This is a genomic window from Geomonas ferrireducens (assembly GCF_004917065.1).
Classification (GTDB): Bacteria; Desulfobacterota; Desulfuromonadia; order Geobacterales; family Geobacteraceae; genus Geomonas; species Geomonas ferrireducens.
The window spans coordinates 517,386-533,557 of the sequence record NZ_SSYA01000002.1; the positions used below are offsets into that span (position 1 = coordinate 517,386).

Annotated in this window: 18 protein-coding genes; 7 read left to right on the forward strand and 11 right to left on the reverse strand. The window is 61.7% G+C overall.

What is annotated here, in order from left to right; genetic code table 11:
• Positions 1-110: 110 nt before the first annotated feature.
• The 4 genes from E8L22_RS11085 to E8L22_RS11100 are packed head-to-tail and all read right to left on the reverse strand — an operon-like array spanning position 111 to position 3,940.
• Positions 111-1,382, reverse strand: coding sequence for a Ni/Fe hydrogenase subunit alpha (locus tag E8L22_RS11085; protein ID WP_136525239.1), 1,272 nt, complete (start codon positions 1,380-1,382; stop codon positions 111-113).
• Positions 1,366-2,124 (reverse strand): NADH-quinone oxidoreductase subunit B family protein, encoded by a 759-nt coding sequence (locus E8L22_RS11090; RefSeq protein WP_136525240.1) that lies wholly within the window; start codon positions 2,122-2,124, stop codon positions 1,366-1,368. Before E8L22_RS11090 ends, E8L22_RS11085 begins: the two co-directional genes overlap by 17 nt.
• The gene (locus tag E8L22_RS11095; RefSeq protein WP_136525241.1) at positions 2,121-2,969 is read right to left on the reverse strand and encodes an FAD/NAD(P)-binding protein; all 849 of its coding nucleotides are present in this window, start codon (positions 2,967-2,969) and stop codon (positions 2,121-2,123) included. Before E8L22_RS11095 ends, E8L22_RS11090 begins: the two co-directional genes overlap by 4 nt.
• Complete coding sequence (locus E8L22_RS11100; protein WP_136525242.1) at positions 2,966-3,940, reverse strand: 4Fe-4S dicluster domain-containing protein; 975 nt, start codon at positions 3,938-3,940, stop codon at positions 2,966-2,968. Before E8L22_RS11100 ends, E8L22_RS11095 begins: the two co-directional genes overlap by 4 nt.
• A gap of 158 nt (positions 3,941-4,098) precedes the next feature.
• On the opposite strand from E8L22_RS11100, the gene E8L22_RS11105 reads away from it, so the two are divergent.
• The 3 genes from E8L22_RS11105 (at position 4,099) to modC (ending at position 6,778) form a co-directional block, all read left to right on the forward strand.
• Positions 4,099-4,881, forward strand: a complete 783-nt coding sequence (locus E8L22_RS11105) for a tyrosine-protein phosphatase (RefSeq protein ID WP_136525243.1) — start codon at positions 4,099-4,101, stop codon at positions 4,879-4,881.
• A 155-nt stretch (positions 4,882-5,036) separates the two neighbouring features.
• Positions 5,037-5,720, forward strand: a complete 684-nt coding sequence (gene modB, locus E8L22_RS11110; protein ID WP_136525244.1) for a molybdate ABC transporter permease subunit — start codon at positions 5,037-5,039, stop codon at positions 5,718-5,720.
• Positions 5,720-6,778 carry a molybdenum ABC transporter ATP-binding protein gene (modC, locus tag E8L22_RS11115; protein ID WP_136525245.1) on the forward strand — a complete coding sequence of 353 codons (1,059 nt, stop codon included), beginning with the start codon at positions 5,720-5,722 and terminating at the stop codon, positions 6,776-6,778. Before modB ends, modC begins: the two co-directional genes overlap by 1 nt.
• Positions 6,779-6,781: 3 nt before the next feature.
• On the opposite strand, the gene mnmA is transcribed toward modC, so the two are convergent.
• From mnmA to E8L22_RS11150, 7 genes are read right to left on the reverse strand one after another with little or no spacing between them, the layout of a single operon-like run.
• Complete coding sequence (gene mnmA / locus E8L22_RS11120; protein ID WP_407925351.1) at positions 6,782-7,852, reverse strand: tRNA 2-thiouridine(34) synthase MnmA; 1,071 nt, start codon at positions 7,850-7,852, stop codon at positions 6,782-6,784.
• 30 nt (positions 7,853-7,882) lie between these two features.
• Positions 7,883-8,107, reverse strand: coding sequence for a sulfurtransferase TusA family protein (locus E8L22_RS11125; RefSeq protein WP_136525247.1), 225 nt, complete (start codon positions 8,105-8,107; stop codon positions 7,883-7,885).
• Between the two features lie 21 nt (positions 8,108-8,128).
• Positions 8,129-9,073 (reverse strand): 4Fe-4S dicluster domain-containing protein, encoded by a 945-nt coding sequence (locus tag E8L22_RS11130; RefSeq protein ID WP_136525248.1) that lies wholly within the window; start codon positions 9,071-9,073, stop codon positions 8,129-8,131.
• Between the two features lie 36 nt (positions 9,074-9,109).
• The gene (locus E8L22_RS11135; RefSeq protein WP_136525249.1) at positions 9,110-9,511 is read right to left on the reverse strand and encodes a M67 family metallopeptidase; all 402 of its coding nucleotides are present in this window, start codon (positions 9,509-9,511) and stop codon (positions 9,110-9,112) included.
• A 1-nt stretch (position 9,512) separates the two neighbouring features.
• Complete coding sequence (locus E8L22_RS11140) at positions 9,513-10,325, reverse strand: HesA/MoeB/ThiF family protein (RefSeq protein WP_136525250.1); 813 nt, start codon at positions 10,323-10,325, stop codon at positions 9,513-9,515.
• Positions 10,322-10,537, reverse strand: coding sequence for a sulfur carrier protein ThiS (gene thiS, locus E8L22_RS11145; protein ID WP_136525251.1), 216 nt, complete (start codon positions 10,535-10,537; stop codon positions 10,322-10,324). The genes E8L22_RS11140 and thiS overlap by 4 nt, the downstream gene beginning before the upstream one ends.
• A 48-nt stretch (positions 10,538-10,585) precedes the next feature.
• Positions 10,586-11,839, reverse strand: coding sequence for an O-acetylhomoserine aminocarboxypropyltransferase/cysteine synthase family protein (locus tag E8L22_RS11150; RefSeq protein ID WP_136525252.1), 1,254 nt, complete (start codon positions 11,837-11,839; stop codon positions 10,586-10,588).
• 458 nt (positions 11,840-12,297) lie between these two features.
• Between E8L22_RS11150 and E8L22_RS11155 the strand changes: the two genes are divergently transcribed.
• Genes E8L22_RS11155 through E8L22_RS11170 form a run of 4 tightly spaced genes read left to right on the forward strand, consistent with a single transcriptional unit; the run spans position 12,298 to position 16,105 of the window.
• Entirely contained in the window at positions 12,298-13,299 is a 1,002-nt protein-coding gene (locus tag E8L22_RS11155; RefSeq protein ID WP_136525253.1) for a sulfate ABC transporter substrate-binding protein, read from the forward strand.
• Between the two features lie 4 nt (positions 13,300-13,303).
• Positions 13,304-14,152 (forward strand): sulfate ABC transporter permease subunit CysT, encoded by an 849-nt coding sequence (gene cysT, locus E8L22_RS11160; RefSeq protein WP_136525254.1) that lies wholly within the window; start codon positions 13,304-13,306, stop codon positions 14,150-14,152.
• Position 14,153: 1 nt separating this feature from the next.
• Positions 14,154-15,026: a sulfate ABC transporter permease subunit CysW gene (gene cysW / locus E8L22_RS11165; RefSeq protein ID WP_246044622.1), complete on the forward strand. Its 873-nt coding sequence runs from the start codon at positions 14,154-14,156 to the stop codon at positions 15,024-15,026.
• Positions 15,027-15,037: 11 nt separating this feature from the next.
• Positions 15,038-16,105, forward strand: a complete 1,068-nt coding sequence (locus E8L22_RS11170; RefSeq protein ID WP_136525255.1) for a sulfate/molybdate ABC transporter ATP-binding protein — start codon at positions 15,038-15,040, stop codon at positions 16,103-16,105.
• Positions 16,106-16,172 lie beyond the last annotated feature (67 nt).

Consider the following 16,172-nt stretch of genomic DNA (forward strand, 5'->3'; position numbering starts at 1 on the left):
TATTGCTTGTTGGTATGACAGTTGCCCTTTGCCGGGAAGTCAGGTTACGTGTCAGGGTGCAACAAAAGTTGCATTTTTGCAGCGCCCAGAGTCAGCACCGGTTCCCTCAGCTAGGGTGGGAAGGTGTGAACCGAACACGAGATACATGGATCGTAACAGCGGATCAGCCGTTCGAGCGCAGCGGTCATGCGCGCCGTTTCTTCACCCTCCATGCCGCGCGCGAGCGCCAATAAGTCACGAGCTAGCGCACCCTGGTTCAGGGCGGTTGGGGTGATCACATCGGCCTGCGTGCAAATGCCTGCGTCGTCGAAGGTATAGCTGTGAATCAGCACCCCGCGTGGTGCTTCGCAGGCCGCGGTTCCTGTGCCGCTGCGCGGCGCCGCAGCGACGCCTGCTTCTGGGCCAGGTTCCAGCTCCAATAGACGCTCGACGAGTTGAAGGGCGCGCTCGGCAGCGTCGTAGAGTTCGATGGCCTGGGCCAGGTTGTTGCCCCGTATGTCCTTCCCGATCAGTTCATGCCTGTGTGCCTTGAAAATCTCACCTGCGCCTTCGCTCAAGGTGGGCGCATGATGCAAGCGGGCCAAGGCCCCCACGGTCGCCTCCACCCCCATCACCTTTGAAAGCTTCGCGTTTGAGTACGCAAGAAACGTTTCCTCGACATGTTCCCGGTATTCCCCTACGGCGAAGGATCGGTCACGACTGAGGCGCAAGCGCCGCGAGCCCAGCGGGACCGACGACGGCTCAAGGGCGAGAAAGGCGGGCTCCGGGAGTTTGGGGAAGGGAAACGGGGTACAGAAGAGCCGGCAGACGTCCTGGCAGGCGGGAAGCGCCAGGCGCAGCTCGTCTCTCAGTTGCGTAAGTTCAGGCTTTGGGATCACGCGTCCAAGCCCGCCAAGGCGGATGTTCACCGGATGGATCAGGCGCCCCCCAACCGTCTCCTGGATGAGGCTCCCGACCTTCTTGATGGCAAGCCCCTGCTTGACGAGTTCCGGCGCGACGCCGGCAAGCTCCGCGACGCCCTGAACGCCGAGCAGGTCGGGGAGCACCAGGAAATACAGGTGCAGCGCATGGTCCTGGACCGTGGCGCCGTTCAGCATGAGCTCCCTCGTGAGCGAGGTCCGCTCGGAGACCTCGATGCCGAGGACGTCCTCGACGGCGAGCAGCGCCGTGACCTTGTGCACCGTCGAGCAAAGCGAGCAGATGCGGCACACGATGTCGGGTACCTCTGCGTAGCTCTTCCCGACCAGGAGGGCCTCGAAGAGGCGAGGGGACTCGCTCAGGTGCAGCTCCACCCGCTCGACGCGGGCACCATCAAGGAAGACCTTGACGCTGCCGTGCCCTTCGAGTCTCGTCAACGGGTTTATCTCAACGACGCTGCTCATAGTCCCACCCCGGCTTGAACCTGTTCATCCTGCGGTCGATCTCCTCGCGGCCGAAGCCGCGCTCGAGCAGAAGCTCCAGTTCCTGTGCCACGTTCGCCTCTCGCACCGGGCCGCGGCACCCTTCGCAGGCTATGCCCGTTGCCGGGCAGCGCGCGTTGCATCCCCCCTGTATGACCGGCCCAAGGCACAACTCACCTTTTTCCAGAAGGAGGCAGAGGTTTTCCCTGCTGCGGCACTCGGTGCAGACCGGGTAGGACCGGACCGGCGGGAGGGTCCCGGCAAGAAGAGCGGCGAGCAGTTCTACGACCTCCTCCTTCTCGGGAGGACAGCCGCGTATGGTCCAGTCAACACTCACGAAATTGCCGAAGGGGGCCGGCGCGAAGCTCTCAGGCAGGCTCTCATGGCCCCCGTACACGGTCCGGAGCAGTTCCTGTCTCTGTGACTGGCCGTTGTTCATGGCTGCAACGCCGCCGAAAGCTGCGCAGGTTCCGACCGCAACGAGAAGGCGGCTCGCGTTTCTCAGGCTGAAGAGCATATCAAGATCTGCCGGTGTTGAAACGGCACCCTCGACGAGGGCGGCGTCGAACGGCCCTTCGCGGTGGCCGCCGCTTTGTGCCATCGGGAAATAAACGAGCTCGAAACGCCGCAGCACATCCGGGAGTTCGTCCTCGCAGTTAAGTAGGGTGAGCTGACAACCGGAGCAGGCGGTGAGCCCAGCTATGGCAAGCCTTACAGGTTTCACAGCGCCTCCGGTATGTCTTTTAATTCACCGGCCCGAAAGACCGGACCGTCCACGCAGCAGAGTTTCTGGCCGATGGCGCAGTGGCAACAGCGCCCCACGCCGCAGCGCATCCTGCGTTCGAGACTCAGCATGATACGCCCCGGCGCCACCCCAGCCTGCTCGAGATCGGCGATTAGGCAGCGATACAGGGGAGGGGGACCGCACACCGCAGCGTAGGTCGCCGGTGCGTCGAAACGGAATCCTTTCAGGAGATCCGGCAGCAGCCCCACCGCACAAGACTGGATGCCGTTCGTTTCCGGTGCGAAATCGACGGTGAGGTACAGTCGCATCTCCCCGCGTGCGGCGAGCGCCGCCATCTCCTCGCGAAACAGCATGAGCTTTGGCTGGCGGGCTCCGTACATCAGGGTGATCTCGCCGAAACGGTCGCGGTGCCTGAGAAGATGCATGAGGAGGGAGCGCAGCGGAGCAATGCCGAGCCCACCGGCGAGCAAGAGAACGGGATGGTCGGACATTTCCTCCATAGGAAATCCGTTGCCGAAAGGACCGCGGATGCCGAGCGGTGCACCCGGGAGCTGTTGGTGCAACAGCTCGGTCACGTGTCCCACGCGGCGCACGCATAGTTCAAGCGCTCCGTCTCCTCCCGGGAGGTCGGCTGGCGAAATCGGGACTTCTCCCGCGCCGGGAACGGAGATCTGAACGAACTGACCCGGGACGAAACGGGACAGCTGCGGGAGGGCCGCCTCCTCGGGGGCGATGCGGAAGAGTGCCGTATCCTCGGTGAGCTCATGCCGCTCCAAAAGCCGCGCAGCGAACGGCAGGTGCATGTCTCTTACCCTTTCGCTCATGGCGACATCTCCCCACCTGCCACACTGAAGAGCTCGCGCAGGTCGATGCCGACGGGACAAACGGCCTTGCAGCGTCCGCAGCCGACGCACGAGGTGATTCCCTGCAGCGGTGTGAAGCCGCAGTATTTGTGCAGGAAACGGTAGCGCAGACGGTCGAGACGCGTGGGGCGGAAGTTTGCGCCTGCCACCTCTCCGTGCGACGCGAAGAAGCAGTTGTCCCACTCCCTGATGCGTACTCCCCCGCCGTTAAGAGCGGGATACTCACGCACGTCGAAACAGTAACAGGTGGGACAGCAGACGGAACAGGCGCCGCAAGAGACGCAGGTGTCGGCGAACTTCTGCCAGAGCGGGTTGTCCGAGAAGCGCAGTTCAGGGTCCTGGGGGGCGACGCCCGTTCCGGGATGCAGCGCTGCCAACGACTGAGGGACGTCGGCTGCGCTGAACAGATCAGCTGCCGCCGCGGCGATCTCTTCCCCCCGCGCGGTAACCGCAGAGAAGATGTAACCGCCCTTAATTGTCGTGAGGAATGCGTCGCAGTTCGCTTCGGAATTCGGTGCAGAGCAGAAACAGAAATCGTCAGGCTCGCAGGAGATGCCGACTAAGGTGAGCCGCGCCCTGCGCGCCGCATACCCCGGATCGGTGTTCTCGCCGAGGAAAACGAGGTCCAGGTAGGCGATCCCGGCCAGGTCGCACGGATGAAGGGCGAAAAGGACGATGGCGGGGGGGGCTTCGGCTGGCTCGGCGTAGCGTCCCTCCCGGTAGCTCAAGAGTTGTTCCCGGAAGGGGAGTAGGTATTTCTTCGGGGGGATCTGGGTTCTGCGGTAATCGATCCGCAGTTGCGAGGGGGCCGCGATGGGTGCGAAGGTGGTGACTCCGGCGTCGGTCACGGTCGGACCGTGCAGTTCGCCGAACAGCCTTAGCGTCTCAAGGAAACTGCTTAGCTGTGTCGCTTCGAGGAAGGACTTCTCCATTTTTACCCCCTTGCACAAGGCTCAATTTTATCGGCGGAGAAGGCAAAGGCAAGTGCAGTACTGAGACGGCAAGCGTTACAGGGTCTGATTGTGAGGTGAAACGGTATTTTTCACTGCTGTTTTTTGACTTCGACCGGCTTAGGTGCTACAGAAACTATATGGAGAAAGATTTTACTGACTATCACTGCCATATCCTGCCTGCCGTTGACGACGGTGCGACCGATCTTGAAGAGTCCATTGCCATCGCTAGGATCCTCAGTGAGTTCGGATTCGGTACCGTAGTCTGCACCCCGCACATGATCCGTGGTTGCTTTGAGAATAATCCGGCCCGCGTTACCAGCGCGGTGAACGTGCTGCAGGGGCATATAAGCGACGCCGGCATCCCCCTTCAACTCGTGCCGGGTTGCGAACACTATCTCGACGAGTATCTGCCTGAGTTGCTGCTCGAATCGGTTCATGCCCGGCCGGAGGATAGGAGGATGCTGGTGGAGGTCCCCTTTCGGGACGGCCCGGAACTACTGCACCCCATGGTGGAGAGATTCTTCCGGCTCGGCCTTGAACCCTTGATAGCACATCCGGAGCGGTGCCACGCTTTCGAACCGCAGGTGCGTGAGCAAGGCCTGCACGGAGCGCTTTGCTCCGTTATGGGATGGCAGAAAACGCCCGAACTGTCGGACGACTCGACGATCATGGCTATGAAACGAGCGGGTTGCGTGTTTCAGGGGAACCTCGGCAGCTTCGCCGGACGTTACGGGAACGAGGTCCGGGAGCGTGCCCTGCTGTTTCTGCGTCACGGTCTATATTCCTGCATCGGCAGCGACGCTCATCGTCCCGAAGGTCTCGCCGAGATGCTGCAAAAAGGGAAGGAGGCCATAACGGCCGAGTTGGGGGTGGAGCCCGCCAGAGCGCTATTGCGTGGCGCCCTCCTGCAGTCACAGTAGGGTGCGGCACTGCCGCAAAAAACAGCAAATGACCGCTGCGCTGGGCCGGGCTCGCTTGCCACTGTTTCAATAAACACGGAGAAACACGCCTTTTTCGCGTTTACCACATCTGGAACGGAACCTGCTAGAAGATGGCCATCACAGCGAGGTGAGCCATGCCCCTTCTGAGCAGTGCCGATTGCGACGCCATCATCCTCTCCATCAAGGTAGCCTTTACGGCGACCCTTATCAGTCTCCCGCTGGGCTTTCTCTATGCCTACCTGATGACCTTCTTCCGCTTCCGGGCCAAGGTACTGCTCGAGGTGTTGGTCAACCTTCCGCTCACCCTGCCTCCCGTGGTCATGGGTTACCTGCTGCTCGTCTCCCTCGGCAGAAACGGGTGGCTTGCGCCTCTGCTCGATCTTTTCGGCGTGCGCCTCATCTTCACCTGGAAGGCCGCGGTTCTTGCGTCGGCCATCGTCGGCTTTCCGCTTCTGGTCAGATCCATCAGGATAGCCATGGAGGGGATCGACGGGAGGCTGGTGCAGGCATCGCGCACCTTGGGCGCCGGGCCCATTGACACGCTCCTCTCCGTGATCCTACCCATGTCCGTCTCCGGCGTCGTCTCCGGGGCGTCGCTCATGTTCGCGAGAAGCCTCGGCGAATTCGGCGCCACCATCATCGTCGCCGGGAACATGCCCGGCAGCACCCAGACCATTCCCCTCGCCATCTACGACTACGCCTCCTCGCCGGGCGGAGAGCGGGCCGCCCTTTCTTTGTGCGCCGTCGCAGTCGGCATTTCCGTGTTCGTCCTTAGCGGGCACGAGGCGCTCGTCAAGCGCCTGGCAAGGAGGACCTGATGGAGCTGAGTCTCACTCTCCGTAAGAGTTTCGGAGGTCCCTTCAACCTCGATCTCGACTGCACGGCGTCCGGGAGCCAGGTCGGCATCTTCGGCGCCTCCGGTAGCGGCAAGTCCACCCTGGTGAAGATGATCGCCGGACTCGAGAGGCCCGAAGAGGGGGAGATATGGCTGGATGGCGAGTGCCTGTTCAGCAGCAAAAGGGGGATAAACGTACCGCCGCAGCGGCGCTGCATCTCGCTCGTCTTCCAGGATGCCTGCCTGTTCCCGCACTTAAGCGTCGAGGCGAACTTAAGGTACGGGTACAAAAGGAGCGGGGTGGGGCGGCGCTACGTCGATTTCGCCACGCTGGTGTCGGTGCTCCAGCTCGGGGAACTTCTGGGGCGCGGCGTGAACCGCCTCTCGGGAGGGGAACGTCAGCGCGTGGCGCTCGGGCGCGCTATTCTGGCCAATCCGCGCCTCCTGCTCATGGACGAGCCCCTCTCCGCGCTCGATGACGGCCTCAAGCTGCAGATCATTCATTACCTGAAACGTGCCGGTGAAAGGTTCGGGATTCCTTACCTTTTCATCTCGCACTCGCTCCTTGAAATCCGGCTCATGACGGACCGGGTCATCTCGATGGCGGGCGGCCGCGTGCTGGCTCAGACGACGCCGGAAGAGCTCGCGCGTGAGCGGATGGGGGGAAGCCAGGTAGGTTACATCAACGTGCTGCAGCTGGAGAAACTGCGCAAGATGGGTGGGCTGTACGTGTACCGGTGGGGGCTGGAGGAGCTCTTCATCTCTGCCGGGGACGAGGAGCCTATGGCGGTCTTCGAGCTATCCTCGCGCGACATCATCCTGTTCACGCGCCACCCAGAGGCGGTGAGCGCCAGGAACCTTTTGAAATGCACCGTGGTTGACACCTTCCCGTCCGGGAACAAGGTGGGGGTGGAACTGCGCTGCGGCCACGAGACCCTGATTGCCGAGGTAGTGGTCCAGGCCGCGGACGACCTGGCCATCCAGGCGCGCAACGAGGTGTACGCCGTGATCAAGGCGGCCTCTTTCAGGCGCCTCAGCTGAGCGTCAGAGGATCCAGCCGCCGCCTACGACCCGGTCGCCGTCGTAGAGGACCGCGGCCTGTCCAGGAGTGACGCCGGATTGCGGGGTGTCGAAGGTGATCCTGAGCCTGCCGTCCGCCTGCAGCTCGGCGCGGCAAGGAACCGGCTGCTGCCGGTAACGGATGCTGCAGGCACCGCGGAATACCCCGGAGATGGGGGTGCCGGTCCAGGTGAGCTGGTCGGCGAGCAGTTCTGTCTTTAAAAGCTCTTCTTTCGGCCCCACCACGACCCGTGCGTTTTCGGCATCAAGGGCCGTCACGTAGAGAGGCTCCTTCCAGGCGATGCCGAGCCCGCGCCGCTGCCCCACCGTGTAGTGGTGGATGCCGTCGTGGCCTGCCAGCCTCTTTCCCTCGCGGTCGACGATGTCGCCGCCGGGGTTTGTGACGCCACGCTCCTCGAGAAAGCGGACGTAGTCGTTGTCAGGGATGAAGCAGATCTCCTGGCTTTCCTGCTTGCTTGCCACCGGGAGGCCGAAGCGTGCCGCCAGGGCGCGCACCTCGGGTTTTTCCATCCTCCCCACCGGGAAGATGGTGCGCGAGAGCTGCTCCTGGTTCATGGCGAAGAGGAAATAGGTCTGGTCCTTGCGGGGATCGTGTCCCTTGCACAGCTGGAACACGCCGTCCTCGTCCTGCTCGATCCGGGCGTAGTGGCCGGTGGCGAGAAGGTCTGCATTCAGGGCGTCGGCCGTCTCGAGGAGCAGGCCGAACTTTATCCTTTCGTTGCAGCGTGCGCAGGGGTTCGGGGTGCGCCCGGACGCGTACTCGGCGACGAAGTCGTCGATGACAAGTTCCTGGAAGCGACCGCGCATGTCGATCACCTGGAAGGGAATGCCGAGCTTCTTGGCGACCCGCGCCGCGTCCATGACGTCGGTGAGCGAGCAGCAGGTCTTGCCGCCTGACGGGCTGTGCTCGGGACGGTCGTAGAGCTGCAGCGACACGCCGATCACATCGTAACCCTGTTCCTTCAAAAGAGCGGCGGTCACCGAGGAATCGACGCCGCCGCTCATCGCCACTAATACCCTTTTTCTGTCTGACATCTCTTTCATTCCCGCTGAAGCGCCTGCCTCTTAATCCGAACCCTTTTCCAAGAGGAGGGTGTAGTAGCCCTCCTGCTCCTTCAGCCCGAGCAGCTTGTGCCCCTCGTCCTTCAGGCTTCGCGGTACGTTCTTGACCGGCTCCCCGTCATCGAGCAGAAACTCGACGGTGGTCCCCGCCTCGATGTCCTCGAGCTCGAGTTTGGCCATGACGAAGTTGGTCGGGCAGGTAACGCCCCTTAAATCGATGGTTTGCATGATGTTTCCTTTACGGATGCTTCAGGCCTGGCCCGGAAGCGGTATCTGGTTGACGATGACCTGGGGAGCGGTGGTCTCGGCTACGACGAAGTCGGCGAAGTCGCGGCGCAGATGGTCGAGCAGCGACTGCCACCCCTCGCGGATGATGATGTCGCCCAGACGCACCCGTCCGGCCCCTTCCGCCTTCTCCTGGTACCAGGCGAGCACTGCGGCGATGAAGTCTACGGCACGCTCTTCCGGAACGAAGGTGGCGTAAAGCGTTCCCACCAAGGGGCGGCGCCCCCACTTCCCGCCGATGCGGACCGTGTACCCTTTTTTCGCCGCGCTCCAGGCGCTGGTGGGGCAGACCTTGATGCAGTCGCCGCAGTAGATGCATTTTTTTGCGTCGAATACCGGCTTGCCGTCCGCCATGGCGAGGGCGCCCTCGGTGCACGACTTAGCACACAGCCCGCAGCCGATGCAGGCGTCCGCCTCAAGCCTCGGCCAGACCGCACCCTGGAACCCGACGTCGTTGGTGGCCGACTTGGGACAGTCGAAGGGGCAACCGGCGAAACATACCTTGAACTTGTGATGGCCGGTGGCGGTGCCGAAGAGCTTGTCGTCCACCTCGAGCGCCGACTTCTGGGTGTCCACGAGGCCGTTGGGGTTGTACTCGCAGCCGCCGCAGGCGGTCGGAACGCGCACCCGGGCGCCGCAGGAGGCGACCTTCTGCTGCTCTTCGCCCAGTTCCGCGACCACCGCGTCGAAATCGGCGAAGTTCACGTTGATGAGCTCGATGGACTGGCGCACCGACAGGTGCACGTAACCCTTGCCGTACTTCTGTGCAACTTCCGCGATCTTCGCCAGACGGTCCACCGAAAGCCTCCCGCCAGGGACGCGCAGGCGCACCGTGAACAAATCTTTGCCGCGCTCCTTGATGAAGCCGCCTGCCTTCAGGTTCCTCAGATCTATCTTCTGTTCTGCCAAAACGCTCTCCTGTTCGATAGCAAAGGGTAGGGGGACCTACCCTGCGATAGTAAGTTGTACGGGCTCCACGACCCCGGCGGTGATCCGGAACGCCTTAGCCACCGGCTTGTCCGGCTGCTCGAGCGAGACGATCAGGTGGCAGACGTTCGGGGTGAGGGCGAGCCGGATGTCCTCCTGGGAGGGGCGGGGCGGCGACTCGGGGTGCGAGTGGTAGATGACCAGCATCTCCTCGCCCGCGGCGCGCATCGCCTTCACTACGGCGAATTGCTCCTTCGGGTCCATGGTGAAGTGTTCGTTGCTCGCGTCGGTGTTGGTCATGGGGTAGCGCGTGGTGATGCGGTGTCCGATCCCACCCATCATGCCGCATACCTCGAGGGGGAAACCCTCGCGCGCCTGGACGATGGTCGACTCCAGTATCTCCCTGGGGATCTCCAGCATGCTAGTGCCCCAGGTCGCAGACCGTCAGGGCGTCGAGCTCGTCCTTCACCTCGGTGATGGTGGGGTGCTCGCCGCAGATCGGGCATTTCGGGCTCTTGCGGATGGGAACCTCGCGGAAGCGCATGCGCAGGGCGTTGTAGGTGAGGAGCCTGCCGTGCAGAAGGTCCCCGATGCCCAGGAGGTACTTGATCGCCTCGGTCGCCTGCAGGGTTCCGATGATGCCGGGGAGGACGCCGATGACCCCCGCCCTGGAGCAGGTGGGGATGACGTCTTTGGGGGGAGGTTCCGGGAAGACGCAGCGGTAGCAGGGAGATTCACCCGGGGCCACCGTGAAGGTCTGCCCGTCGAACTGCAGGATCCCCCCGTGCGAGTAGGGCTTGCCGGCAAGCACGCAGGCGTCGTTGATGAGGAACTTCGCCGCGAAATTGTCGGTGCCGTCGATGACGAAGTCGTACCCCTCGATCATGGAGATGATGTTGTCCGCGTTGACCCAGGTCTCATAGGTGACCACGTTCAGATCCGGGTTGATGGCGAGCATCTTCTCCTTGGCCGAAAGGACCTTGGCCTTGCCGACGTCCGGGGTGCTGTGGATGATCTGGCGCTGCAGGTTGGAGAGGTCGACCTGGTCGGCGTCCGCGATGCCGATGGTCCCGACGCCTGCTGCGGCGAGATACAGCGCGATCGGGGAGCCGAGGCCGCCGGCGCCGATCACCAGCACCTTGCCGTTCATAAGCTTCAGCTGTCCCTTGCCGCCGACCTCTTTAAGAAGGATGTGACGCGAATAGCGGTTGATCTGCTCTTCGGTGAGCTTCACGGTCTACCTCCACCCATAAAATATAGAAACTCTACGTTATCGCCGTCCTTCACCGTGGTCCCGTCGAACTGCGCGCGGTCCATGATGTCGCCGTTCAGTTCCACGGTGACATATTCGCGCTGTTCCACCTGCAGCGCTTCCAGCAGGCAAGTGATGGAGACGGGTTGTTCTTCGGTGATACTGGCTGGTTTGCCGTTGACCATAAGGTTCATTAGATGCACTCCTCGTTTGATAGCATAGATATTGGGCAAAAAACAGCGTTAAACCTGTTCCAAAGCGGTGGCGAAGTCGTCCTGGATATCCTCTGGCGCCTCGATTCCAACCGATACCCGTACCAGCTCTTCTGAGACACCCATGAGCGCCTTCACCTCCGGCGTGTAATCGGCGCAGATGGTGGAGGCCGGGTGAATGACGAGGGTTTTCGTGTCCCCGATGTTGGCAAGGTTCTTCGCGAGCGTGAGGCCGTTGATGAACCGAAAGGCGGCTGCCCGGTCGGCAAGGCCGAAGGTGAGGAGCCCGCCGAAGCGCCCATTGAACTGGCGTCTCGCAACGTTGTGGAACGGCGAATCGGCAAGCCCCGGGTAGTTCACCCAGGCGACCTTCGGGTGCGCATGCAGAAAGGCTGCAAGCTTCATGGCGTTGGAGCAGTGACGCTCCATCCTGAGCGCCAGCGTCTCGAGTCCCTCACCGGAGAGAAAGGCGTTGAGTGGCGCGGCGCATGCCCCGAAGTCCTTGTGGATCAGCTTTCTCACCCGGGCCGTGAAGGCGAAGTTGCGATACTTCTTGTAAAAGGGCTCGAAATGCGGGAAGAGGGCGCTGTTCCAGTTGAAGCTGCCGGCATCGACGATCGCCCCTCCGATGGAGTTCGCCGTGCCGTTAATGTACTTGCTGGTCGAGTGGACGATGATGTTGGCGCCGAGCTCGCGCATGCGCGCAAGGTAGGGCGTCGAGACGGTCGCGTCCACCATGAGCGGGATGCCGTGCTTCTTCGCCACCGCAGAGAACGCCGCTATGTCGGGCACGTCCATCTTCGGGTTGCCTATGGTCTCCACGAAGATGAGTCTCGTCCGCTCGCTGATTCCCGCCTCCAGCGCCCACAGGTCGACAGGGTCGAAAAAGCGCGTGGTGATGCCGTAGTTGGCGAGGGTGTCGTGGAACAGTGAGTAGGTGCCGCCGAAGAGCGACGAGGAAGAAAGGATCTCGTCGCCGCTGCGGACCACGGCCATTACCGCGGTGGTGATGGCCGACATCCCCGAGGAGGTGATGACGGCGGCGATGCCGTCTTCCACCGCGGCGAGGCGCTTTTCCAGGCTATCCAGCGTCGGGTTGCCGATTCTCGTGTATACCTGCCCGACCGCTCTTCCCCTGAAGACGTCTTCCAGTTCCTCGGCGGTCTGGTAGGCGAAGGCCGACGCCTGAACGATCGGCGTCTTGGTGGCGCCGGAAGCGTCCCGGCTTGTCCCGCCATGAATCAGCTTCGTATCAAGCCTCAATTTGCCGTCAACTACTCCCACGGTCACTCCTTCATCCAATCTAAATGACACCGGCTAAACCACTACTCGGCGCAAAGGTTGTGCGAGGGTAGTTTTAGTTACTCGTTTTGTCAAGAAATTTATTTGATAACTACGGCGTACAGGTGTGGAAACCATTTGGATGAAATACCCTGCGAGATCAACTAAACCATATACCAATGGTGATTTTATTAAGTGGTGCAGTGACTGGCCTATCTCGCTGTTATCGTACGGTTTTAGATGTGTTTGTTGAGTATTTAGTGCTGCAATATATCTACTTTTATTACAAAATAACTTGACTAATAAATTCGGGTAATGTTAAGCATATGTCCACTTGTTTGGTAGAGTAGATAGTGTCGGGCGCGCCGCAACCATCTCTCGTCATTGTCATGTAATTTTCATCAACCCGCGAGCCGCTTTGCACTGGATAGGTGCTGCGGCCGCCCAAAAGGAGGGAGTAAATGTACCGTATTATCTCGCTGTTTCTGGTCGTAACGCTCTTTCACGCGTCCCAGGTCTTCGCCGCCACCGAACTGCTCAACGTTTCTTACGATCCGACCCGGGAGCTTTACCAGGATTACAACAAGGCCTTCGCCCGGCACTGGAAACAGAAGACCGGCCAGGATGTCACCGTGAAACAGTCGCACGGCGGGTCGGGGAAGCAGGCGAGGGCGGTCATCGACGGCCTTGACGCCGACGTGGTCACGCTCGCCCTTGCCTACGACGTGGACGAGATTCACAACAAGGCGAAGCTCATCCCGAAGGACTGGCAGAAACGCCTGCCTAAAAACAGCTCCCCTTACAGCTCCACCATCGTCTTCCTGGTCCGCAAGGGTAACCCGAAGCAGATCAGGGATTGGAACGATCTGGTGCGCCCGGGGGTAAGCGTCATCACACCAAACCCGAAGACCTCCGGCGGCGCGAGGTGGAATTACCTCGCCGCGTGGGCCTATGCCCTGAAACAGAAAGGGGGCAACGAGGCTTCGGCCCGCGAGTTCGTCGGCAAGCTCTTCCGCAACGTTCCCGTGCTTGATTCAGGTGCCCGAGGGGCTACCACCACCTTCGTGCAGCGCGGGCAGGGTGACGTCCTTATCGCCTGGGAAAACGAGGCCTTTCTTGCTGTGAACGAGCTGGGCAAAGATCGGTTCGAGATCGTGGTTCCTTCGCTCAGCATCCTGGCGGAACCGCCTGTCGCCCTGGTGGACAGGGTTGTCGACCGCAAAGGAACCCGCGCTGTCGCACAGGAGTATCTGAAATACCTGTATTCGCAGGAAGGTCAGGAAATCGCGGCACAGAACTACTACCGCCCCTCGGACCGCAAGGTGGCAGCCAAATACGCGAAGTTATTTCCCAAGCTCAGGCTCGTGACGGTAGATCAGACCTTCGGCGGGTGGACCAGGGCCCAGAAGACGCATTTTGCCGACGGCGGAACCTTCGACCAGATCTACCGGCCGGGCAGGTGATGTCATGGCAAGAAGTTTGAAGAAAAGTCACGCCGCCGGGTGGGGAAACCTGCCCGGCTTCGCCCCCACCATGGGGTACACGCTCCTCTGCTTGCTCGTGGTCGTTCTCGTCCCGCTGTCCACCCTGTTTTTCAAGGCGGCCACCCTGACGTGGGACGAATTTGTAGGCGCCGTAGCCGCCCCGCGCGTGTTGGCCTCCTACCGTGTCACCTTCGGTGCCGCACTCCTCGCGGCCTTGACCAACGCCTTTTTCGGCGTCATCGTCGCTTGGGCCCTGGTCCGCTACCGGTTTCCCGGAAGGAGGATCCTCGATGCACTCGTCGATCTTCCCTTCGCACTTCCGACCGCGGTTGCGGGCATCACCCTGGCCGGCATCTTCGCCTCCAACGGCTGGCTTGGAAATGTGCTGGAACCGCTGGGCATCAAGGTTGCCTTCACGCCGGTGGGCATCTGGTTGGCCATGGTGTTCATAGGTCTCCCCTTCGTGGTGCGGACCGTACAGCCGGTGCTGGAGGAGTTCGATCGCGAGGTGGAGGAGGCGGCGGCGTGCCTCGGCGGGAACCGGTGGCAGATCTTCACGAGGGTCGTATTCCCTCTGATGTTTCCCGCGGTCCTCACCGGCTTCACCCTGGCTTTCGCGCGTGCGGTGGGCGAGTACGGCTCCATCGTCTTCATTGCAGGGAATATGCCAATGGTGTCCGAGATCACGCCGCTGCTGATCATCACCAAACTGGAGCAGTACGATTACGCAGGCGCAACGGCGGTAGCCGTGGTGATGCTGCTGGTCTCCTTTATGCTGCTTCTGGTACTGAACCTGCTGCAGAAATGGAGCAGGCGCTATGCGGAGCAATGACATGAACAGTTCCCGTTATCCGAGCGCCTTCCGCGTCCAAAGAATGGCGGCTCTCGCCGAGCCCCTCGGCGTCCGGCTGCTCCTGGTCGGCGCCACTGTGCTCTTTCTCGCTCTATTTCTGCTGTTACCTCTCGGAGCCCTTTTTTCTGAAGCGCTCTCGAAGGGGTGGCAGGAGTACCGTGCGGCGCTTCTCGAACCTGATGCGCTGTCCGCGATGAGGCTCACCCTTGTCACGGCGGTCCTCTGCGTGCCGTTCAACCTGTTTTTCGGCATCGTTGCCTCCTGGTGCACCGCGAAGTTCACCTTTCCGGGCAAAAGCCTGCTCGTGACCCTGATCGATCTTCCGTTCTCGGTCTCTCCTGTGGTGTCCGGGCTGGTCTACGTCCTCGTCTTCGGGTTGCAGGGGTGGCTGGGCCCTTGGCTCCAGGCGCACGACATCAAGATCATCTTCGCCGTGCCCGGCATCGTGCTCGCCACTGTGTTCGTCACCTTTCCCTTCGTGGCGCGGGAGCTGATTCCGCTCATGGAGTCGCAGGGGCGCGAAGAAGAGGAGGCCGCGCTCACCCTCGGGGCGGGGGGGCTGCAAACTTTCTTCCGGGTCACCCTGCCCAACGTCAAGTGGGGACTTCTGTACGGGGTGATCCTCTGCAACGCGCGGGCAATGGGTGAGTTCGGTGCGGTCTCCGTCGTCTCAGGGCACGTGCGCGGCGCGACCAACACCGTTCCGCTGCAGGTGGAGATCCTTTACAACGAGTACAATTTCGTCGCCGCCTTCGCGGTGGCCTCGCTGCTTGCGCTGCTCGCGCTGGTTTCCCTGGCGCTCAAGACTTTCACCGAGTGGAAGATGCGCCAGCTGCAGAAAACCGTGGCATGAAAGGAGAAAAGATGAGCATCGAAATAGAAAAGGTAAGCAAACGTTTCGGCACGTTCGCCGCATTGGACGACGTCAGCCTCTCGGTACCCTCCGGGGAGCTGGTCGCCCTCCTCGGTCCCTCAGGGTCGGGGAAGACGACGCTGCTGCGCATCATCGCCGGGCTGGAGAGCGTCGACGAGGGGCGGGTCCTTCTCAACGGGGAGGACGCGAGCCTGCACTCCCCTCGGCACCGCAAAGTCGGCTTCGTCTTCCAACATTACGCCCTTTTCAGGCATATGAACGTGTTCGACAACGTCGCCTTCGGGCTCTCGGTGAAACATAAAAGGACCCGGCCGGGCAAGGAGGCGATCCGGAGCAAGGTCTTCGAACTGCTGAAACTCATCCAGATGGAGCATCTGGGGGACCGCTACCCGTCGCAGCTCTCCGGGGGACAGAGGCAGCGGGTCGCCCTGGCTCGTGCGCTTGCCGTGGAGCCTCAGGTGCTTCTGCTCGATGAACCGTTCGGCGCCCTTGATGCGAAGGTGCGCCAGGAACTGCGCCGCTGGCTGCGGCAACTGCACGACGAGATCCATGTCACGAGCGTCTTCGTGACCCACGACCAGGAGGAGGCGCTCGAAGTCGCCGACCGGATCGTGGTGATGAACCGGGGCAAGGTCGAGCAGGAGGGGGCGCCGAGTGAGGTCTACGACCACCCGGCGAACCCCTTCGTCTTCGATTTCCTCGGCAAAGTCAATCTGTTCCACGGCCGTATCGACAACGGCGTGGCTCAACTGGGCGGGGTGCAGCTTGCCACCTCCGGTTCCATCGCCGGTGCAGATGGCCCCGCGGTCGGCTACGTGCGCTCGCACGATATCGACATCTCACGCCACGGTAGCGGTAGTGATGCGATCACGGCCCAGGTGCGTGGCGTACTGCGGGTGGGGCCTCTGGTGCGGGTCGACCTGCTGCATGCCGGAGGCGAGCAGCTCGAGGTCGATCTCTCCCGTGATGCGGCGGAGCGACTGGCCTTGCAGGTGGGGGAGCAGGTCTTCGCCCGTCCGCGCAATGTTCGTTTTTTTGTCAATGATTATCAGATATAACGGCACCCTTGATCAAAGTACAGTCTGTCTATCAAGAATAAAAATAAAATAGTTGACAACGTTGCAG